Raw genomic sequence first — 17,446 nt, forward strand, 5'->3', positions numbered from 1 at the left:
CACATCCTCAATCAGGATGTGGTTCTTTAATTTTTTGCCAGCGGTGACTGGAAAAAGCAGCCCGGTACGCCCCTAGCTGAATACTGAGCACGACCAGGTAGATGGGGATGGAGTAGAGGATGTAGTATCCGTGTTTGTAGTGGAATACGCCAGACTTGACTCCAAGCCATTCGAACAGGAGGGCGATGGCGGCCCATACAACCATATATCCGATGGTTACAATCCCGGAGATCCGGAAACGCTCAAACCCATAGATATACAAGTATCCGTAAGGGGCATACATCAGATAGGAGATAAAGTCAAACACCTCATAATTAGAATTGTCCCCAGTGTCGTATAAATCGAATGGCGGTATAGCGATCGTATGGTCAAAAATGAGCCCTGACGTGACGCTTAAAAGCATGGTAAAGGCGGTCTGCAAGGGGGATAGTGTTCGCGGCAGCAGCCGATAGATTGTGAAGCCTACTGTCATCATAACGATGACATACAACTCATTACTATTGAAATGCTGGTCATAAATGACTACTCCCATTATCGAATCCATCCTTCTCTTGAAGCCATCCACTGAAAGAGCTTTCCGAATAGCAAAGTATATAGCATGACCAGGATAATCATCAGGGACTCATTGAGGTAGTTCCATTCTTTATAAATAAGAACCTGATTCCGACGCAGTTCCATACCAAGCAGCAGTTGTATGCCAAACGCGTAGACGGCTATACCGGTCCGTACGCTAGTTTTTGACGATAAGAGAAAAACGTTAGCGAAAGCAATCAGGATAAACGTTATGGTGAAGTCATTATGCAGAATCAAAGCGATAAAATGCGGGATATTCGGATTGATTTGGAATAGCTTAAGGTTGTGGCCGCTAATGGTCAGCTTGTTCGTAAGCACGACTTCAATGGCCATAAATAAAAGGAGGTTGACCGCAAGCGGCAGCTTAAGGCGCAGATTCATCAGTACTTGAATACAAAACCATGCGTATAAAATAAAAATAACGATGACCACCGGGGACCCTCCTCTCGTATCCAATCCAGTCTGAGGATAGATTTCCCTTTGTATGTTAAAGATATCCTTTGTTCTGATTAATACAGGCAAAAGAAAAACCACATCCATAAGGGTGTGGTTTATTTATTGCAGCCATATAGGATGCTTTTATAGGAGAAGTACTCCTGCAATGCCGCTTAAAGTCCCCAGAACGACAACCGATACAACTACAAATAGCAGCACCCTATAAGGGAACGACTTCCTAATCATAAGAATCGAAGGAAGACTGATCGAAGGAAGCGTCAGCAGCAGCGCCGCAGCGGGTCCGGTGCCTAATCCGAAGGATAGCATCGTCTGAATGATCGGAATTTCGGCTGCCGTAGGAATAACGAACAGCATGCCGGCTATGGCGAACAACAGAATAAGCAAAATGTTGTTGGATGCGGTCTCGCCTATGGTTGGGAACAGCCATGCCCGGCAGGCGCCGAGCAAAAGCACCGCAAGGATATAAGCAGGAACGACGTGAAGCAGCATGCTGCCGATTGCTTTCAGCCATCTTACGAGAAGCGGGGCGGAATGCTCTTCCTGCTCCATTTTCTCCGGGGCGGAAGCAACCTGTTCAGGGAGGGCCTCATTCGAAGCGAACCGGTTAGCGAAATAGCTGACGCCAAACGTTAGCAGCAGTCCGAATACCAGACGGATCAACGTGAACTTCCACGACAGGACGAAGGTCATAAAGACAAGCGTTGCCGGATTAATGGTTGGATTGCCCAGCCAGAAGGCTAGCGTTGCCCCGACGGAGGCGTTCTTTTTCCTCAGGCCTATCGCTATAGGAGCTGCGCAGCACGTACACATCATGCCCGGAATGGAAGCCGCACCGCCAACCAGCGTGCTGCCGAAGGACGTTTTGCCAAGTGCTTTAAGCAGCCATCGGGATGGAATAAGCACTTGAAGCAGCGAGCCTAGCAAAATGCCCAGGATTGCCGCCTTCCATACCGAGTTGTAATAGGCCTTCGCGTAATCCCAAGCCGATTGCCAAGAGGGATCGGGAGCAGCTTGATTCTTACCCGAGACAATCGAAGAGCCTATGGTATGCTCGGTTGCCGCGTTTATGGCTTTGAGATAATAGGGCCACCATTTGACATAGGTGAGTCCGGCGATTGCGATGATGAGGAAAATCGCAGCCGATATAATGATTTTCTTGTTAACAGATTCCGTGCGAGGCAACGATTGGTTGATTTGTCCCATATAATCCTCCGGAAATAATAATCGTTTAAAATAGCCGGTATTCATTATAGCACAATTAAATGAACAAGAACCCTCAGGCTTTAAAGCCCGAGGGTGTCTATCGTTTAATTGCTTAATTCTTACTTCCGCTCCGTTGCGAAGTACAGCAGAGCAAGGATTGGAAATGCGATTCCGAGCCATAACGCCGCACTCCATCCGCCCGCTGCGTAAGCCCATCCTCCTGCAGCCGATCCGATCGCACCGCCAAAGAAGAAGATCGCCATAAACAACCCGTTTAGCCTGCTGCGGATATCTGCTCCAAGCGAGAAGATCGAGCGTTGGCTGAGTACGAGATTGGCCGATACTCCAGCGTCGAGAAGAATAGCGGCGATAACGAGAACAACAACGCCGACTGGCGAGCTGGTTTGAATCAGAAGAGGCAGAAGCACCGAGACGATAACGGTTATAAGGGCAATTGCGGTAGCGGGTCTGGTCCAGCCGCGGTCTGCCAGACGGCCGGCGAGCGGCGCAGCAACGGCGCCTGCTACCCCAACGAGTGCATAAAGGGCAATAGCCGTTTGCGAGAAATGGAACTTAGGGCCGGCCAAGAGCTGCGGCACGGTGGTCCAGAACAAGCTGAACGCCGCAAACAGCGTTGCGTGATACAGGGCGCGGCGGCGCAAAATCGGGGTGGTCCGCAGCAGCCTCCACATGGAACCAAGCAGCGCCGTATAGTTCGTGGCTGCCGTTGGTTTTCTCACCGGCAGCACCTTGGCCAGTACAATGGCCAGAATAACAATCGCTGCGGCGGAAATCGCAAAGATGGCATGCCAGCCGAGGAAATCAGCTACTAGGCTGGATAATGGCCTTGCGAGCATAATGCCGAGCAGAAGACCGCTCATCACATTTCCAACGACGCGTCCGCGCGAGGCATCGGATGCAAGGTAGGAGGCGAAGGGTACGAGTACTTGTGCGGCAACCGAACCTAATCCAACAACAAGGGTAGCGGTTAAGAAAAGAAACGGTTGTTTCGCCAGCGCTGCAGTGATCAGCGCAGCAGCGGTAAGGAGCAAGGCGGTAACAACCAGCTTGCGGTTTTCCACAATATCGCCCAAAGGTACGATAAACAAAAGTCCCGCAACGTACCCGATCTGGGTCAGCGTTACAATCAGTCCGGCGCTGCCGGCAGACAGACCGAGGGAGGAGCTGATTAATCCGACCAGGGGTTGTGCATAGTACAGATTGGCAGCAATCATGCCGCATGCGGTTGCGAGCAGTATCGTTAACCACGCCGGAATATTTTTCTCGAGCGTTTGCTGATTTGAAGCAGCCATAAGTATCACTCCGTTCTCTGGGGTTTCACTTCCGAGCGAATCAATTACTATACGTAACGTTCACTAATTAATGATTAAATAATATACTGAACGTATCGTTTTGTAAATAGGCTATTTTCTTTTTCTTTGACTCTTTTTTTAGTATACTGAACGTATCGTTTTTGTTTTCCGGTTTATGTACAAACAGAAGAAAGGGATGGTTCAGGTGGAAGCTAAAAGAGGGCGGCCGCGTAATATGGAAACGCAAAAGGCGATCCTTACCGCTTCTTATGATCTATTATTGGAAAGCGGCTTTGAAACGGTCACCGTAGAGAAAATCGCTGAGCGAGCGAAAGTAAGCAAAGCTACGATTTATAAATGGTGGCCTAACAAGGCGGCCGTAGTCATGGACGGGTTCCTGTTTGCTGCCGCAGCCAGACTTCCCGTACCTGACACGGGCGTCGCATTTGATGATATAGTTATCCATGCTTCGAATTTGGTACGTTTTCTAACAAGTCCGGAGGGAAGAATTATAAAGGACTTAATCGGCGGAGGGCAATTTGATGCAGGACTGTCAGAGGCCATTCGAACCCGGTATATTGAGCCCCGCCGTCAAGAGGCAGGAAGCCTGTTCGAGAGGGGAGTTCAACGCGGGGAATTAAATAAAGAACTGGATATCGCCTTAAGCGTCGACATGATTTACGGGCCGATCTTTTATCGCTTGCTGATGACGGGCGGCACGTTGGACGATAATTATGTGAAGCAGTTGGTGACGAATGCTTTTGAAGGAATCCGTTCGAACTGAGGTCTTTGTCCGAAGACATGTTATAATGAAGTATCCGATCGATTAGGAACGAGAGAGGAAACGACATATGAATGGATTTGAAGACTGGAACCAGAAATTAAAAAGAGATTTTAACGCAACGAGCAACCTCGTTGTATTTACTGTCACTGAAGCGGGCAAGTTACTGGGTCTCTCCAAAGACCAAATGAAAGTATTCGTGGATAAAAACCAGTTAACCAAAGTTCCTATCATGAGAAATGTTCATAGATACCTGTTGTTGAAGAGCGAGATCGATCAAATATTAGCGAATCGGGCTGTTGAATAGCAGCAGAAGGACCCTCAGGCTAACTTAGTTTAGCCCGAGGGTCCTTCTGTTATTACGGGTTATTTAATCCGGATTTCTCCGTCATACGAAGCGATTACGCCATACAGATCCGGACGGCGGTCGCGGAAGATGCCCCATTCGATGCGCTGCGATTCCAGCTGGTCGAGATCGAATTCGGCAACAAGCACGCCATGCTCGTCACGGCCGGCTTCGGCAATCAGATTGCCTTGAGGGCCGGCAATAAACGACGAACCATAAAAGTTGATCGACGAGTCTTCGTCAACTTCTTCGCCGATACGGTTGGAAGCGATAACCGGCATCAGGTTGCATGCGGCATGGCCTCTCATGCACATTTGCCAATGATCCTTCGAGTCGATGCTGCCGTCCTGCGGCTCCGAGCCGATAGCCGTAGGGTAGAACAGGAGCTCTGCACCCATAAGAGCCATGCTGCGCGCCGCTTCCGGATACCATTGATCCCAGCATACGCCAACGCCGATTTTCGCATATTTCGTTTTCCATACTTTAAAGCCCGTATCTCCCGGATTGAAGTAGAACTTTTCTTCATAACCCGGACCGTCGGGAATATGGCTCTTGCGGTATTTGCCAAGCACCTCGCCGTCAGCGTCAATAACGGCAAGCGAGTTGTAGCGTGCCCAGTTCTTCTTCTCGTAGAAGCTGATCGGAAGCACCACGTTAAGCTCTTTGGCAATGGCGCGGAAGTGATTAACCGCTTTGTTTTCCTCCAGCTCGGTTGCGTAAACGTAGTAGTCCGCTTTTTCCTTCTGGCAGAAGTAAGGCGTCTCGAACAGTTCCTGAAGCAGGATAATTTGCGCGCCTTGTGCCGCCGCTTCGCGCACCAGCGCCTCCGCTTTGCGAATGTTCTCTTCTATATTCGATGTGCAGCTCATCTGTGTAGCTGCTACTTTGACCGTTCTCATGGATTTGCATGCCTCCTAAAAAAGTTTTGCGAAGCAAAGCCTGCTTCGTAAGCTTTAGTTGTAGCTTATATTAAGCCCGGCGAGCAGGCATCTGCTGCGTTGTGCAGTGTACGTTGCCGCCTTCGCGGATAACCGCCATGCCGTCGATCGGACGGATACGGCGATCTGGGAATGCCGCCTGCAGGGTTTCGATAGCTTTGCGGTCGGCTTCCTCAGCCGCGCCGCCGAACACCGGCAGGATAATGCCGCCGTTAACAAAATAGAAGTTCAGGTAGCTCAGCGTCAAACGAGTGTCCTCGTATTCCGCGTAAGGCGGCTGATCGATCTCGATAATCTCGAGCTTGCGGCCTTTGGCATCCACCGCTTCGCTCAGGATGCGGCGGTTCTCTTCGGTGATCGCGTAGTTCTCGTCGGAAGGATCGTTGCACACCTGCAGAATAACTTTGCCCGGCGCCGCGAAGCAAGCGATGTTATCGACATGGCCGTCGGTCTCGTCGCCGCTCAGGCCGCGCTTCAGCCATACGATCGTGTCCACGTTAACGAACTCTTTGACATAACCTTCGATTTGCTCGCGGCTGAGCTCCGGATTGCGGTTCGTATTAAGCAGGCATTCCTCGGTGGTCAGAAGCGTGCCTTCGCCATCCGTATGGATGGATCCGCCTTCCATGACGAGAGGAGCGTCGAATTGCTTCACGTCAACATGCTTCAAAATTTGCGGTGCAACGGCATCATCCAGATCCCATGGCGAATATTTGCCGCCCCAAGCGTTGAACTTCCAGTTCACGCCCGCCAGCTCGCCTTCTTGATTCACGACAAACGTTGGGCCGTTGTCGCGCAGCCAGGCATCGTTATGCTCGATTGGCAGACATTCCACGGCATCGTTGCCTGCGAACAGAGCGCTGACCTTCTCCAGATCCGCCGGGTTCACAACAACCGTGATCGGTTCGAATTCCGCGATTGCCGTAACAAGCTCGGCATAACCCGCGCTTACCTGCTCGTAATGCTCCGGATAGACCATCGAAGCTTGTACAGGCCAGGAGATGAAGGTACGCTCATGCGCCGTCCATTCGGCCGGCATTGTATAGTTCAATTGTTTAGGATTCATATTAGTTAATATTCCTCTCTTATCGCAATGAAAATGTGTCTTTAGCGGGCTTAAGCTCGCTTAAACCCTTCTTATCATATAACAAAAAGGTTGACAGCTCAATTACGGGGTTTATCCAGTTTTTTAGCGGGATTTACCGTTTGGCCGCCGGATAAAAATTTGCTGAATCAGCTGCTCGTTACAAGAAGACCCCCGAGCCAACGTCTCGGGGGCCTTCTTATTGTTCCCAGCGCTATTCTTGGCGGGTTACCTGCCATGCTAATTGGTCCTGCTCATCAATTAGTTCGCCAACGGATGGAAGGATCAGACCGGCATAAGGAGCAAGCTCTTCCCGCTGGCTTGTGCCGGATAGAACGCCAATGGCAAGTCCGGCCTCCGAGTTTTGGGCGAACCTCATATCGGTTAACGTATCGCCAACAATGGCGACTTCGCTTGGCTGCAGTCCGGTCAACCCGCAAAATTCGTTCATCATGACGGGACTTGGTTTTTTCTCGTAACGGTCCGAGGTGCCAATGAAATCAAAGTAGTGCGCAATTCCGTATTTGTTCAGGAAGAAGAGGGTTGATTCATAATCGTCGGCCGTAGCGATTCCAAGCTTCAATCCTTTATCTCTTAGCCGCGTCAGCACGCTCTCCAAATCTGCCGTAGGCAGCAACTGGTCGCGATGGGCTTGGGTGAGCCGGTAAATCTCTTCCGTCATCCATTCATGCAGTCCTGCCGTTTGTTCCGGCCCATAACCATATTCGGAAAGCACCTTTAAGTATGCCCCTGCAATATCCGCGGTTGTCCCCCCAGCCAGATAACCTTTCGAATCTACCTTCCCGTCCGGGAAGAGTCCAATGGATTCGAGCAGCGTTTCTTTTAAACCGGAAGCTGTCTCATTCGCACCCATACTGGATAACAAGTGATCCGTAAATTCCTCCGCGATCGGCACCCAGAACGAATGGAACTGAATCAAGGTGCCGTCTTTATCAAACAGAATTCCTTTAACCGGAAAACCGGACATCGTCATCCCTCATTTTGTTTTGTTGTTGTTTTATTCGTTCTAATTCTATAACTCCAATGTTAATGGGGTGCTAAGTATTTGTATATTGAATGAAATACAGAGTAAGCCAAAGTATTCTGACTAAAAACCACATAAAACAACATTATTTTTAAGCGGTATATCCATAACTATAAGCGTAGAGGGGACATTTGTACATGATACGGCGGCACGGTTAAGCTCGAAACCGAGATTGAACCGGCCTATAGCGAACGGGAGATCATTCATGCGGAAGAGAAGCGGGCGATTGGAGTCCTTGCTGCCAGACTAGTCGAAGACAATGGCGTGCTGGTTATCGACGAGGGCAGTACGGCCATGCAGATCGACGGGAGAGCGATATTTATCGGGGGAGAAGTGAATCCGAAGCATCTGAGGGTGTCGGGGCTAATGCGAGAATCGCCGATCTGTCCGATGTGGATTACGTCGTTTCCAATAGCGAGCCTCCTAGGAGATGGAACGAGATTCTTCGGAATAAGGGCGTAACCTGGCTCTCTTAAGTTATTTTTATGCTTAAAAGCCCAACCTTGCAAGGTTGGGCTTTTTGCGAGACGTCAGCTTATTTCGCATTCTCATCCGGCTGATGAATGCCGATGACATTGCCTTCGGTATCGATATAATAGCCTTGCCAAGCCATGCCCGGCAGCGCGTATTTCGGCAGAGCTACCTGGCCGCCGAGACTCAGGATTTTCGCTTCCGTCGCATCGTAATCTTCCACGCCCATCGTGCATGCAAAGCCGCTAACCGGTTGCCCCGGCTGCGGAGGAGGACCCATGCGCTTCATCAGCGCGCCGTTAATGCCCATCGCATTGGCATCGCCCGTAGTAGCTCCGAAATAGGGTACTCCCGCATATTCGCTCCAATCCTCGAACGTCCAGCCGAATACCTCGCCGTAAAACTTTTTTGCGCGCTCCATGTCATCGACATGAACTTCAAAATGAACGACTCTTCCCATGATAACCCTCCCGATTTTGGACTTCCTACTTTTTTCTTCTAATAGCGTTGCCGTTCCTGCTTGAGATAAACCGTTTACGGAAATTATAATGTATCGATACAATTCCTTAGACAATGGAGGGGACAAGGTGAACGAGAATAAGGCTGAGAAAACGATAACGCTTGGCATGGGCTGCTACTGGAGCCCGGAAGCTTTGTTCGGCGCGGTTCCCGGCGTGATCAGGACACGCGTAGGCTTTGCCGGAGGGACAACGGCCGAGCCTTCTTACCGCAGCATGGGCGATCATACCGAGACGGTTGAGCTGCAGTTCGACGCTGCCCTTGTTTCCTATGACGAGTTGCTGGAGCTTTTCTGGAACAACCATAATCCTTATAACATCAACGGTTATAAGGACCGGCAATATCAGTCCCTGCTGCTCTATCGGGATGATGAACAGGCAGAGGCTTTCCGGCGGATAAAGAGCCGTATGGAGGAAACGAAGGGCATTTTGGATACGGAGCTGTCGCCTTTTAACGCTTTTTATCCGGCAGAATCCAGACATCAGAAATATTATTTGAAGAGGTTCCCGGATGCAGTGGAGAAGCTGATGTCGTTGTATTTATCAGAGGAGGAGCTGGAGAGATCCACCTTGGCTGCGAGGCTGAACGGAGTGGCGAAGGGATTTCTCAATCTGGAGCGTCTGCAAAATGAGATGAAGGGGTGGCCGGTAGCCGAAGACGAGCTGAAAGAGATACTCTCCTTGATTCGACAAATTCGGTGGTAAGTAGTACTTCCTTCATAAATGTTATAACATGATATATTATTAATAAGTAGTCTAAAGGATTTAATTAAATATGATATATTGACATAATATTAACCTGACTTTATATTATTAGGTGACTGAAGCCGATCGTATACCCGCATGCGAATCGGCTTTTCCTTTGCCAATTCATATTTTTTCAGGAGGGATGTTTGTGACCGGTAAGACAAGAAGAAGGTCAAAGCTTATCGTATTGCCTATTGCTCTTGCACTCTCTGTTAGTCCCTTGATTCCAAACGGAACACCTCGTGCCCATGCTTTTGAGGCAGCGGACGCGAAGACCGCGATTGAAGCCTACAATAACGCGTTCTGGGATGCGAGTGCGAAGTACTTCTGGAAAACCTCCAAGCATGACGGCTATCAGGACTTTTGGGTGGAGGCCGAGCTATGGGAGCTGGTGATGGATGCTTATCAGGAGGCAACGGACCCGGAGCTGAAGGCGAAGCTGCGCACCCAGATTGACGACGTGTTCGACGGGGCGATCGCGAAGTATGGCCAGGATTGGACCAACAACACGTTTAACGACGATATTATGTGGTGGGCGATGGCAAGCACACGAGCTTATCAGATTACGAATGATCCGAAGTATCTCGAGAGAGCGGAATATTACTTTAATTATGTGTACGATACCCAGTGGGATGACGAGTTTGCGGGCGGCGGCATTTGGTGGAAGAGCGATGACCGCACGACGAAAAATGCCTGCATCAACTTCCCCGCCGCGGAAGCCGCGGTATTCCTGTATAACGCGACTGGCAATGCTCACTACCTGGATGCCGCTTCAAAGATTTACCGTTGGGGCAAAACAATGCTGACGGACGGCAACGGCAAAGTATTCGACCGGATTGAAACGCAAAACGGCCCGATACCGGATGCGACCCACTATAATCAGGGCACGTTTATCGGTGCAGCCGTAGGTCTCTATCAGATTGCGGGAGACAAGATTTATTTGGACGATGCGCTCAAGGGGGCAACCTTTACAAAGGAGAGACTGGTCGATGCCAACGGTCTGCTGCGTTACGAAGGACCTAACGGGGATCTGAAGGGCGGCAAAACCATTCTCATGCGCAACCTCGGCTATCTGCAGAAGGTTGTTAATGCCAGCAGCGAGAGCAAGTACAAAACCTTCGCGGACAGCTATAACGAGTGGCTGGCGTTTAATACGGATATGGCATGGAGCAACCGCAATGCGGCCAATCTGGTCGACAGCAACTGGGCTGGCCAGCAGCTGTCCGGTACCTTCGAGTCGTGGAGCTCGGCGGCGGCCGTGCAAGCGCTGACCTCTCTGGAGCCGCAGGATGCGGAACACCTGGAGTATGCCGTTAAAAATCCGTATAACAAGATCGAGGCGGAAAGCTTTAATATCGTAAACGGCCCGGGCATGGAGGGCAGCATCGAAGGCTCGCAGCAACTAGGCGGTATTCAAGACGGCTTCTATGCGGCTTACAAAAACGTGGATTTTGGCTCGGGACAAGGTGCAAGCGGTTTCATTGCGCGGGCATCAAGCGGCACGGGCGGCGGTAAGATCGAGGTTAGGCTGGACGCTTTGGACGGTCCGAAGGTAGGGACCTTGAACGTCGAGGGCACCGGAGGCTGGAATAACTTTATTGACGCCGTTACGCTGCTGAAGGATGACCAGGGGAATACGAGCAACGTGACCGGCAAGCACGATGTGTATCTGGTATTCAAAAAGACAAATGACTCATATCTGTTTAACCTGAACTGGTTCAAATTTACGAAGACCGATCCAACTCGGACGGATGCTTACGCGAAGCTGCAGGCAGAGAACTTTGCGAGCAGCGATGGACTCAGCGTGAATTCCTCCGGACAATTTGCGGACGGCATTCACAATAATGCGTATGCGTCTTATAAGGATATTGATTTCGGCTCGGGAGCTGCCGGCGTTACGCTGCATCTCGCAAGCGGCAATAAAGGCGGGTCCATTGAAGTGAAGCTGGACAGCCTTGACGGTCCGACAGCCGGCGTGATCGAGGTTCCCGCCATGGGCAGCTGGAATAATTGGTTGGACGTAACCTCCATCATGGATGATTCGCTGGCTGTTGGCGTTCATGATGTATATCTCATTTTCCATGGGGCGGATGGGAGCGACTATCCTTGCAATCTCGACTGGTTCACCTTCTCGCAGATCAAAGGCAAGGCAAGGGATGCCTACGGCAAGCTGGAGGCTGAGAATTTCACGAACAGCGTAAACGTGGGTACGGAGAACGGCGGCAACCAGACCTATCTGGCTGGCGTATACGGTCCGAATAACCCGTATGCGATGTACAATTACGTTGATTTTGGCGATGCTGGTCCAACACAGTTCCACGTTCAGGCGGCAAGCGCTACAAGCGGCGGAACTATTGAGGCAAGAATTGACGGCATTAACGGACCCGTCATTGCTACAGCTAAGGTAAGCGGTACTGGCGGCTGGCAGACGTTCCAGGTCTTTGACGGTTCGATTACGGCTGCCGCTCCGGTTACGGGCAAGCATCTGGTGTACCTGTTGTTCAAGGGGAATGACTGGCTGTACAACTTCGATAAGTTCACCTTTGGCGATGCATCCGTCTTTACCGCACCAACCCTGCCGCCAGACCCGGTTGATGACGGGGTTCCGCCTGGAGAGGTCGAGAATGTACAGTTCACGCGCGACAATAGCAAGCTGACCGTGCATTGGGACGGACCTTATGCGCTGGACGGAGATGTCGTGCGGCTTAAGCTGCTTCAGAGTGGCCAGCAAGTAGGTGAAGTTACCGAGGTGAAACGAGGCGTTCAGTCGGCGGTGTTGAGCGGAATCGAAGCGGACCAAAGCTATACGCTGGTGATCAGCGCCGCAGATAAGTCCGGTAACGTGTCGGCTGGTATTAGAGTGGAAATCCCGGCAGTGCCCGTCTATACTTTGACGGCTAACGGATCGAAGCTTGAGGATGGCGCCGTGCTTGAGGATGATGCGTACTTAAGCTTCCAGGCCGGAGACGGCAAGACGGCGATCCGTTCGGCAAGCTTGGCTTTTGACGGTAAAACATATAACGGAAATAAGCTTAGCATTGAGCTCGCCGGTCATTTGGGAGCGCAAACCGTTGTTATAGCCGTAGAGGATGCGGCAGGGAACAAGCTGCAGAAGACGGTTCATATCCAGGTGAAGACAAGTACCGGTAGCATGAGTAAGCTGGTTGACCGATATCAGGTTTCGGGCGAGGTCGGCAAGTCTCTGGCTTCCCAGCTTTCGGCGAGTCTGAAGCAGGCGCAGCATCATCTGGACAAAGGACATCGCGATCAGGCGATCAAGCAGATGCAGGACTTTATCAATCAGTTGAATAAGGCGGAAAGCAGCGACTTAAAAGCGCAAGCCAAAGCCGTTTTAAATGCCGATGCGGAAGCGTTGATCGAAAGCTGGAAGAAGAAATAGATCTAATACCTAAATCGAATCGATAAAGAAGGAGGAGGAGAAACTCTCTTCCTTCTTTTTATATCGACTTCCACTTGCTAAACTCCACAGCCAAGCTTAGTCACACCGGAAGATGAACTATAAAATATAGTAGTTTCTTCTTTAATTTGTATACTGTAAAGCGCTTTCATGTGTATTATCATTGAATTTGACCTATCACGAAAGGAGGACATGTTCGTGATACTATGTAAAGATTCGAAAGGAGGCCTCCTTTTTTATCATGTAAGTGTAAGCGCTTTACCGTGAGATGACTCTTATTTAAGGGGCATAGACAGTGGCAGCGGCTGACAGTTCCGGCAGTACGGTTCTTTGGCAGCTGGACACTAACACGTTGGGCGTTCCGGGCACGACTAGCCAAAAAAGATTGTGAGTCTCGCTGTCATGAAAGGAGCTACAGGATGTATGTAAAATGTGCTCTTTTCTCTCGTAACAGGTTTGGTTGTAAAAGAAAACCTTAGTTTCGCAAGTCTCGGCGAATGCCGGGAGGCTTTATAATCGTTTTGGAGGGGAAGTAACGCGATGAATAAACGGTTAAAGCAGATTTTGATGATAGTGTTTGTCGTTGCATTGTTGTTGCCGCAGTTTGGGATCAACCAGAAGGCGAGTGCGGCGGAAAGTTCCGGCAGTACGAATGGAAATTATGCTTTAAAAGTTCAAACCACAGGCGGGCACCAGTGGGATGGCGCGCAAATAGACACAGGGGCAAGCGGCTTAAACCTCGTTGCCGGCACAACTTACACCTTCTCATTCGACTTATACACCCCTGACCAAGATGTGGCGGGTATTGTTCTGCAGACCAACGGAAACTACAACTGGATTAAAAATACGGAAGCTTTAAGTGCGGCAAGCCCCGGTTGGACTTCATACACTGCGAATTATACTTACTTAGCCGCAAGCGGTGCACAGATTCAGTTTGTTAAAATCGGTGATAGCGGAGTTACGGATGCAAAGAATATAACTTACTACATCGACAACTTTGTTGTTAAAGACGCAAGCGATAATGTCGTTTATAAGGCTGACTTTGACGACCAAACGGCTGGCGGATTTATAAAAAGTGGCGATGCTACATTAACTACGGTAGTAACCGATTATTTCTTAAAGGTTCAAACCACAGGCGGGCACCAGTGGGATGGCGCGCAAATAGCGACAGGGGCAAGCGGCTTGAACCTAGAGGATGGCAAAACCTACACCTTCTCATATGACTTGTACACACCTGACCAAGATGTGGCAGGCATTCTTCTACAAACTAGCGGCTACAACTGGATTAAAAACTCAGGAGCTTTAAGCGCGGCAAGCCCAGCTTGGAATTCCTATTCAGCGACGTATACTTATACGGCGGCCACAAGCGGGTCCTATATTCAGTTTGTTAAAACCGGTGATAGCGGAGCTACGGATGCAAAGAATATAACTTACTACATCGACAACTTTGTTGTTAAAGACGCAAGCGACAATGTCGTTTACAGGGCTGACTTTAACGACCAAACGGCTGACGGATTTATATCAAGTGCGGATGCTACATTAACTACTGTTAATAGTATGAGTGCTGCAACAACACCAACGATTAACCCGGATGTACTCAACTTGCCCAGCATTAAGGATACGTACCCGGATTATTTGATGGGCAACATCATCGGCCCGTATTACATGCAAGACCCAATCATGCCCGTCCTGAAAGCCCAGTTCGGCGTTGTGACGCCTGAAAATGCGACGAAGCCGGCTTCGTTGATCGGCACCAGCGCCTCTACGCATAATGTCGCGGATCTGAACTTTACCGAAGCGGACACGGAGCTTCAGAGCGCGATCGACAATGGCCTGAAAATACATGGGCATACGCTCGTCTGGGAAGGGCAGTCGATTCCGTGGCTAAACAACGCTAAGATCTCCGACTCCGACCCGACTCCGTCCAACCCTGGTCTGACCGCGGATGGGGCGTATGCGAACATGAACGCGTACATTAACGCGGTGCTCAAGCATTTTGACGGCAAGTTCAACGCGAGCACGCAGAACATCATCTCGTGGGACGTTGTCAACGAAGCGATGGGCGGCACCGTCCGTGACAGCTCTCTTAGTCCGACAGACTGGCACAGCTACCTGAAATCCACCCCGTGGCTGAAGGCAACGGACGTGAACTACGTCGAACAAGCGTTCAAGTACGCCCGTGCGGCGGAGCCGGATTACAACGTTCTGTTGTACTACAACGACTATAGCATGGACGACCAGAATAAGGCCGCCGCAGTACGCGACATGGTGAAAGACATTAATGACCGTTGGGCCTTGGATCACCCTGGCAAGCAGCTCATACAGGGCGTAGGCTTGCAGGAGCATAACGGACTCGGCACCAACCCTAACAATACGCGCAAGACGATCCAGATGTTCAAGGATATTGGCGTCAAAGTTTCGATCAGCGAGCTGGACATCTCCGCTGGCACGGGTGGAACGCAGACTGCAGATCAGAAAACAGCCCAAGCGGCACAGTACGCACGGTTGATGCAAGTTTATACCGATCCCGCCTTCAAGGACACGGTGCAGCGCATCACACTCTGGGGGCTGACAGACACCAACAGCTGGTTGGCTTCCGGCAGCCCGTTGCTGTTCGACGGCAACCTGTACCCGAAAGACGCGTTTAACGCCGTGATTGACCCGGCCGGATACCTTGCGAATTACCACGCTCCGACAAAGCCTGCTGGGGGCAAAACCTCAACAGCCGCAAAGGGAACGCCGACTATCGACGGCAATATGGACGGTATTTGGAATACGGCAACGCCTATCGATATCAATGTAACGCAGGCAGGCAACACGAAGGCGGATACGCACATGCCGGCCGCTACCGCTCGCGTATTGTGGGACAACGCGAACCTGTACGTAATCGCGCAGGTGACCAAAGATCCGTCTGAACCGTTGGACAAAGGGAACGCAAACCCTTGGGAGCAGGATTCAGTCGAAGTGGTTGTTGACCTGACGAACGGCTCCAGCGCAATGTACTCGAACGCTTCCGGGCATTACCGCGTTCGGTATGACGGCTTTGCGTCGGTGGACGCAGCCATGACGGATAATCAGGGCATTGCAACGAAGATGACCTCCGCGACGACGTACGACGAGACGACGAACTCCTACACCGTCGAGATGAAGATTCCGTTTATCCAGATTACGCCTGAGATTGGCACTCAGATCGGCTTTGACGTTCAGGTGAATGACGCGAAGGCCGGTGCGCGCATTGGCGCGTTCGCTTGGAACGACGCTACCGGAACGGCTTATCAGGATCTATTCAAGATTGGCACGTTGCAATTTGCTGCAGCAGGGTCGATCACTTCACCACCTAGCGGCGGTACGCCATCGCAGGGATCTAACATCACAGTCGATAAAAATCATATCACTGCAAAGGCTCAACCGGACAGCAATGGCACAGCTTCTGTAACCATCAGTGCGAGTGATCTCCATCAAGGAGTCAGTCAATCAACAGACAAATCCGTGACGATTCAAGTGCAACACGCTGCCGGCGTTAAAGAAGTTCAAGTAAACTTGCCGACAGATCAAGTTCTAGCGCTGTCGGATCAGATCCAATCGATCGCTATCGACACCGGTTTGGCCACTGTTTCAATCGATCCGAATTTGCTGAAGCACAGCGGTGCGAGCGGAACCGGTAACGTTCAATTGTCCGTAGCCGTCGTAGACCCGGCTTCGCTGCCCGACGCGGCAAGGAGCCAAGTAGGCGGAAATACCGTCTATAATTTCAACTTAAGCGTCAACGGCACGAAAATTACGAAATTTACCGGTAATGACGTTAAAGTCAGCATGGATTACACCTTGAAGCCGGGTGAAAATCCAAACAATGTTGTCATCTATTACATCGATGATAACGGCAAGCTGGAAATCGTCAAAAACGGGAAGTACAACACGGCGACGGGCAAAATCCAATTTACTCCGAAGCACTTCAGCAAATACGTCGCTAAGGTCAATGGATCTACATTCAAAGACGTGAACGATGTACCTTGGGCGGTGGAAAGCATCCAAGCTCTCGAAGCGCGGGGTATTGTTGCCGGAGTCAAAACTGGAACTTTCGCGCCAAACAATCAGGTGACCAGAGCAGAGTTCATCCAAATGCTGATGAATGCAATTGATCTGAACAGCGACAAGGCAACCAGCACCTTTACAGATGTGAAGGAAGGCGCCTGGTATTATCAAGCAATTGCTTCGGCCCAACAGCTCGGTATCGTTAACGGGAAAGCGGATGGATCTTACGGCATCAACGATGCAATCAGTAGACAGGAAATGGCCGCTATGCTGTATCGTGCCGCAGCGAAGGCAAATGTTAAACTTCCAAATACGGTTAATGAACTCAAGTTTGCCGATAATTCAAGCATTTCGGACTATGCAGCACAAGCAATTAAAGCATTGCAGCAAGCAGGAATCGTGAACGGCATGGAGGACGGGAAGTTTGCCCCTGCCAGCAACGCAACGCGCGCTCAAGCAGCAGTTATTATTTACGGATTGTTTAAATTATTGTAAGTTCAGACATCGCAACAAAAAAGCCT

13 protein-coding genes are annotated in these 17,446 nt (G+C 50.5%); 5 read left to right on the forward strand and 8 right to left on the reverse strand.

Annotation, left to right across the window (positions count from 1 at the left end; all coding sequences use genetic code 11):
* Positions 1 to 7: 7 nt before the first annotated feature.
* The 4 genes from ACR9FF_RS01210 to ACR9FF_RS01225 form a co-directional block, all read right to left on the reverse strand.
* Positions 8 to 532, reverse strand: a complete 525-nt coding sequence (locus ACR9FF_RS01210) for a hypothetical protein (protein ID WP_435168316.1) — start codon at positions 530 to 532, stop codon at positions 8 to 10.
* Entirely contained in the window at positions 532 to 1,005 is a 474-nt protein-coding gene (locus tag ACR9FF_RS01215) for a hypothetical protein (protein ID WP_435168318.1), read from the reverse strand. Before ACR9FF_RS01215 ends, ACR9FF_RS01210 begins: the two co-directional genes overlap by 1 nt.
* A 147-nt stretch (positions 1,006 to 1,152) precedes the next feature.
* Positions 1,153 to 2,232 (reverse strand): permease, encoded by a 1,080-nt coding sequence (locus tag ACR9FF_RS01220; protein WP_435168320.1) that lies wholly within the window; start codon positions 2,230 to 2,232, stop codon positions 1,153 to 1,155.
* Positions 2,233 to 2,351: 119 nt separating this feature from the next.
* Positions 2,352 to 3,545 (reverse strand): MFS transporter, encoded by a 1,194-nt coding sequence (locus ACR9FF_RS01225; protein ID WP_435168322.1) that lies wholly within the window; start codon positions 3,543 to 3,545, stop codon positions 2,352 to 2,354.
* Positions 3,546 to 3,741: 196 nt separating this feature from the next.
* On the opposite strand from ACR9FF_RS01225, the gene ACR9FF_RS01230 reads away from it, so the two are divergent.
* Both ACR9FF_RS01230 and ACR9FF_RS01235 read left to right on the forward strand, forming a co-directional pair.
* Positions 3,742 to 4,329, forward strand: coding sequence for a TetR/AcrR family transcriptional regulator (locus ACR9FF_RS01230; RefSeq protein ID WP_435168324.1), 588 nt, complete (start codon positions 3,742 to 3,744; stop codon positions 4,327 to 4,329).
* Between the two features lie 67 nt (positions 4,330 to 4,396).
* The gene (locus ACR9FF_RS01235; protein WP_127498340.1) at positions 4,397 to 4,633 is read left to right on the forward strand and encodes a DNA-binding protein; all 237 of its coding nucleotides are present in this window, start codon (positions 4,397 to 4,399) and stop codon (positions 4,631 to 4,633) included.
* Positions 4,634 to 4,692: 59 nt separating this feature from the next.
* On the opposite strand, the gene aguB is transcribed toward ACR9FF_RS01235, so the two are convergent.
* The 4 genes from aguB to ACR9FF_RS01255 form a co-directional block, all read right to left on the reverse strand.
* Positions 4,693 to 5,571 (reverse strand): N-carbamoylputrescine amidase, encoded by an 879-nt coding sequence (gene aguB, locus ACR9FF_RS01240; RefSeq protein WP_127498337.1) that lies wholly within the window; start codon positions 5,569 to 5,571, stop codon positions 4,693 to 4,695.
* Positions 5,572 to 5,641: 70 nt separating this feature from the next.
* On the reverse strand, positions 5,642 to 6,676 hold the full coding sequence (locus ACR9FF_RS01245) for an agmatine deiminase family protein (RefSeq protein WP_201007170.1): 1,035 nt from the start codon (positions 6,674 to 6,676) through the stop codon (positions 5,642 to 5,644).
* 232 nt (positions 6,677 to 6,908) lie between these two features.
* Entirely contained in the window at positions 6,909 to 7,682 is a 774-nt protein-coding gene (locus ACR9FF_RS01250; RefSeq protein ID WP_435168327.1) for an HAD family hydrolase, read from the reverse strand.
* 592 nt (positions 7,683 to 8,274) lie between these two features.
* Positions 8,275 to 8,670, reverse strand: a complete 396-nt coding sequence (locus tag ACR9FF_RS01255; protein ID WP_127498329.1) for a VOC family protein — start codon at positions 8,668 to 8,670, stop codon at positions 8,275 to 8,277.
* A 127-nt stretch (positions 8,671 to 8,797) separates the two neighbouring features.
* Here ACR9FF_RS01255 and ACR9FF_RS01260 point away from each other — a divergent pair, with 127 nt between their 5' ends.
* The 3 genes from ACR9FF_RS01260 (at position 8,798) to ACR9FF_RS01270 (ending at position 17,420) form a co-directional block, all read left to right on the forward strand.
* The gene (locus tag ACR9FF_RS01260) at positions 8,798 to 9,433 is read left to right on the forward strand and encodes a peptide-methionine (S)-S-oxide reductase MsrA (RefSeq protein ID WP_435168330.1); all 636 of its coding nucleotides are present in this window, start codon (positions 8,798 to 8,800) and stop codon (positions 9,431 to 9,433) included.
* Positions 9,434 to 9,623: 190 nt separating this feature from the next.
* Positions 9,624 to 12,875, forward strand: a complete 3,252-nt coding sequence (locus ACR9FF_RS01265) for a carbohydrate-binding protein (RefSeq protein WP_435168332.1) — start codon at positions 9,624 to 9,626, stop codon at positions 12,873 to 12,875.
* A gap of 558 nt (positions 12,876 to 13,433) precedes the next feature.
* Positions 13,434 to 17,420, forward strand: a complete 3,987-nt coding sequence (locus ACR9FF_RS01270; RefSeq protein WP_435168334.1) for an endo-1,4-beta-xylanase — start codon at positions 13,434 to 13,436, stop codon at positions 17,418 to 17,420.
* The last annotated feature ends 26 nt before the right edge of the window (positions 17,421 to 17,446 follow it).

The organism is Paenibacillus glycanilyticus (assembly GCF_051200795.1).
Classification (GTDB): domain Bacteria; phylum Bacillota; class Bacilli; order Paenibacillales; family Paenibacillaceae; genus Pristimantibacillus; species Pristimantibacillus glycanilyticus.

Excerpts from the sequence above, each read along its gene's own strand:
- ACR9FF_RS01235 (WP_127498340.1), top strand. The coding sequence starts at position 4,397 with ATGAATGGATTTGAAGACTGGAACCAGAAATTAAAAAGAGATTTTAAC.
- aguB (WP_127498337.1), bottom strand. The coding sequence starts at position 5,571 with ATGAGAACGGTCAAAGTAGCAGCTACACAGATGAGCTGCACATCGAAT.
- ACR9FF_RS01225 (WP_435168322.1), bottom strand. The coding sequence starts at position 3,545 with ATGGCTGCTTCAAATCAGCAAACGCTCGAGAAAAATATTCCGGCGTGG.
- ACR9FF_RS01250 (WP_435168327.1), bottom strand. The coding sequence starts at position 7,682 with ATGTCCGGTTTTCCGGTTAAAGGAATTCTGTTTGATAAAGACGGCACC.
- ACR9FF_RS01270 (WP_435168334.1), top strand. The coding sequence starts at position 13,434 with ATGAATAAACGGTTAAAGCAGATTTTGATGATAGTGTTTGTCGTTGCA.
- ACR9FF_RS01255 (WP_127498329.1), bottom strand. The coding sequence starts at position 8,670 with ATGGGAAGAGTCGTTCATTTTGAAGTTCATGTCGATGACATGGAGCGC.
- ACR9FF_RS01220 (WP_435168320.1), bottom strand. The coding sequence starts at position 2,232 with ATGGGACAAATCAACCAATCGTTGCCTCGCACGGAATCTGTTAACAAG.
- ACR9FF_RS01230 (WP_435168324.1), top strand. The coding sequence starts at position 3,742 with ATGGTTCAGGTGGAAGCTAAAAGAGGGCGGCCGCGTAATATGGAAACG.
- ACR9FF_RS01210 (WP_435168316.1), bottom strand. The coding sequence starts at position 532 with ATGGGAGTAGTCATTTATGACCAGCATTTCAATAGTAATGAGTTGTAT.
- ACR9FF_RS01245 (WP_201007170.1), bottom strand. The coding sequence starts at position 6,676 with ATGAATCCTAAACAATTGAACTATACAATGCCGGCCGAATGGACGGCG.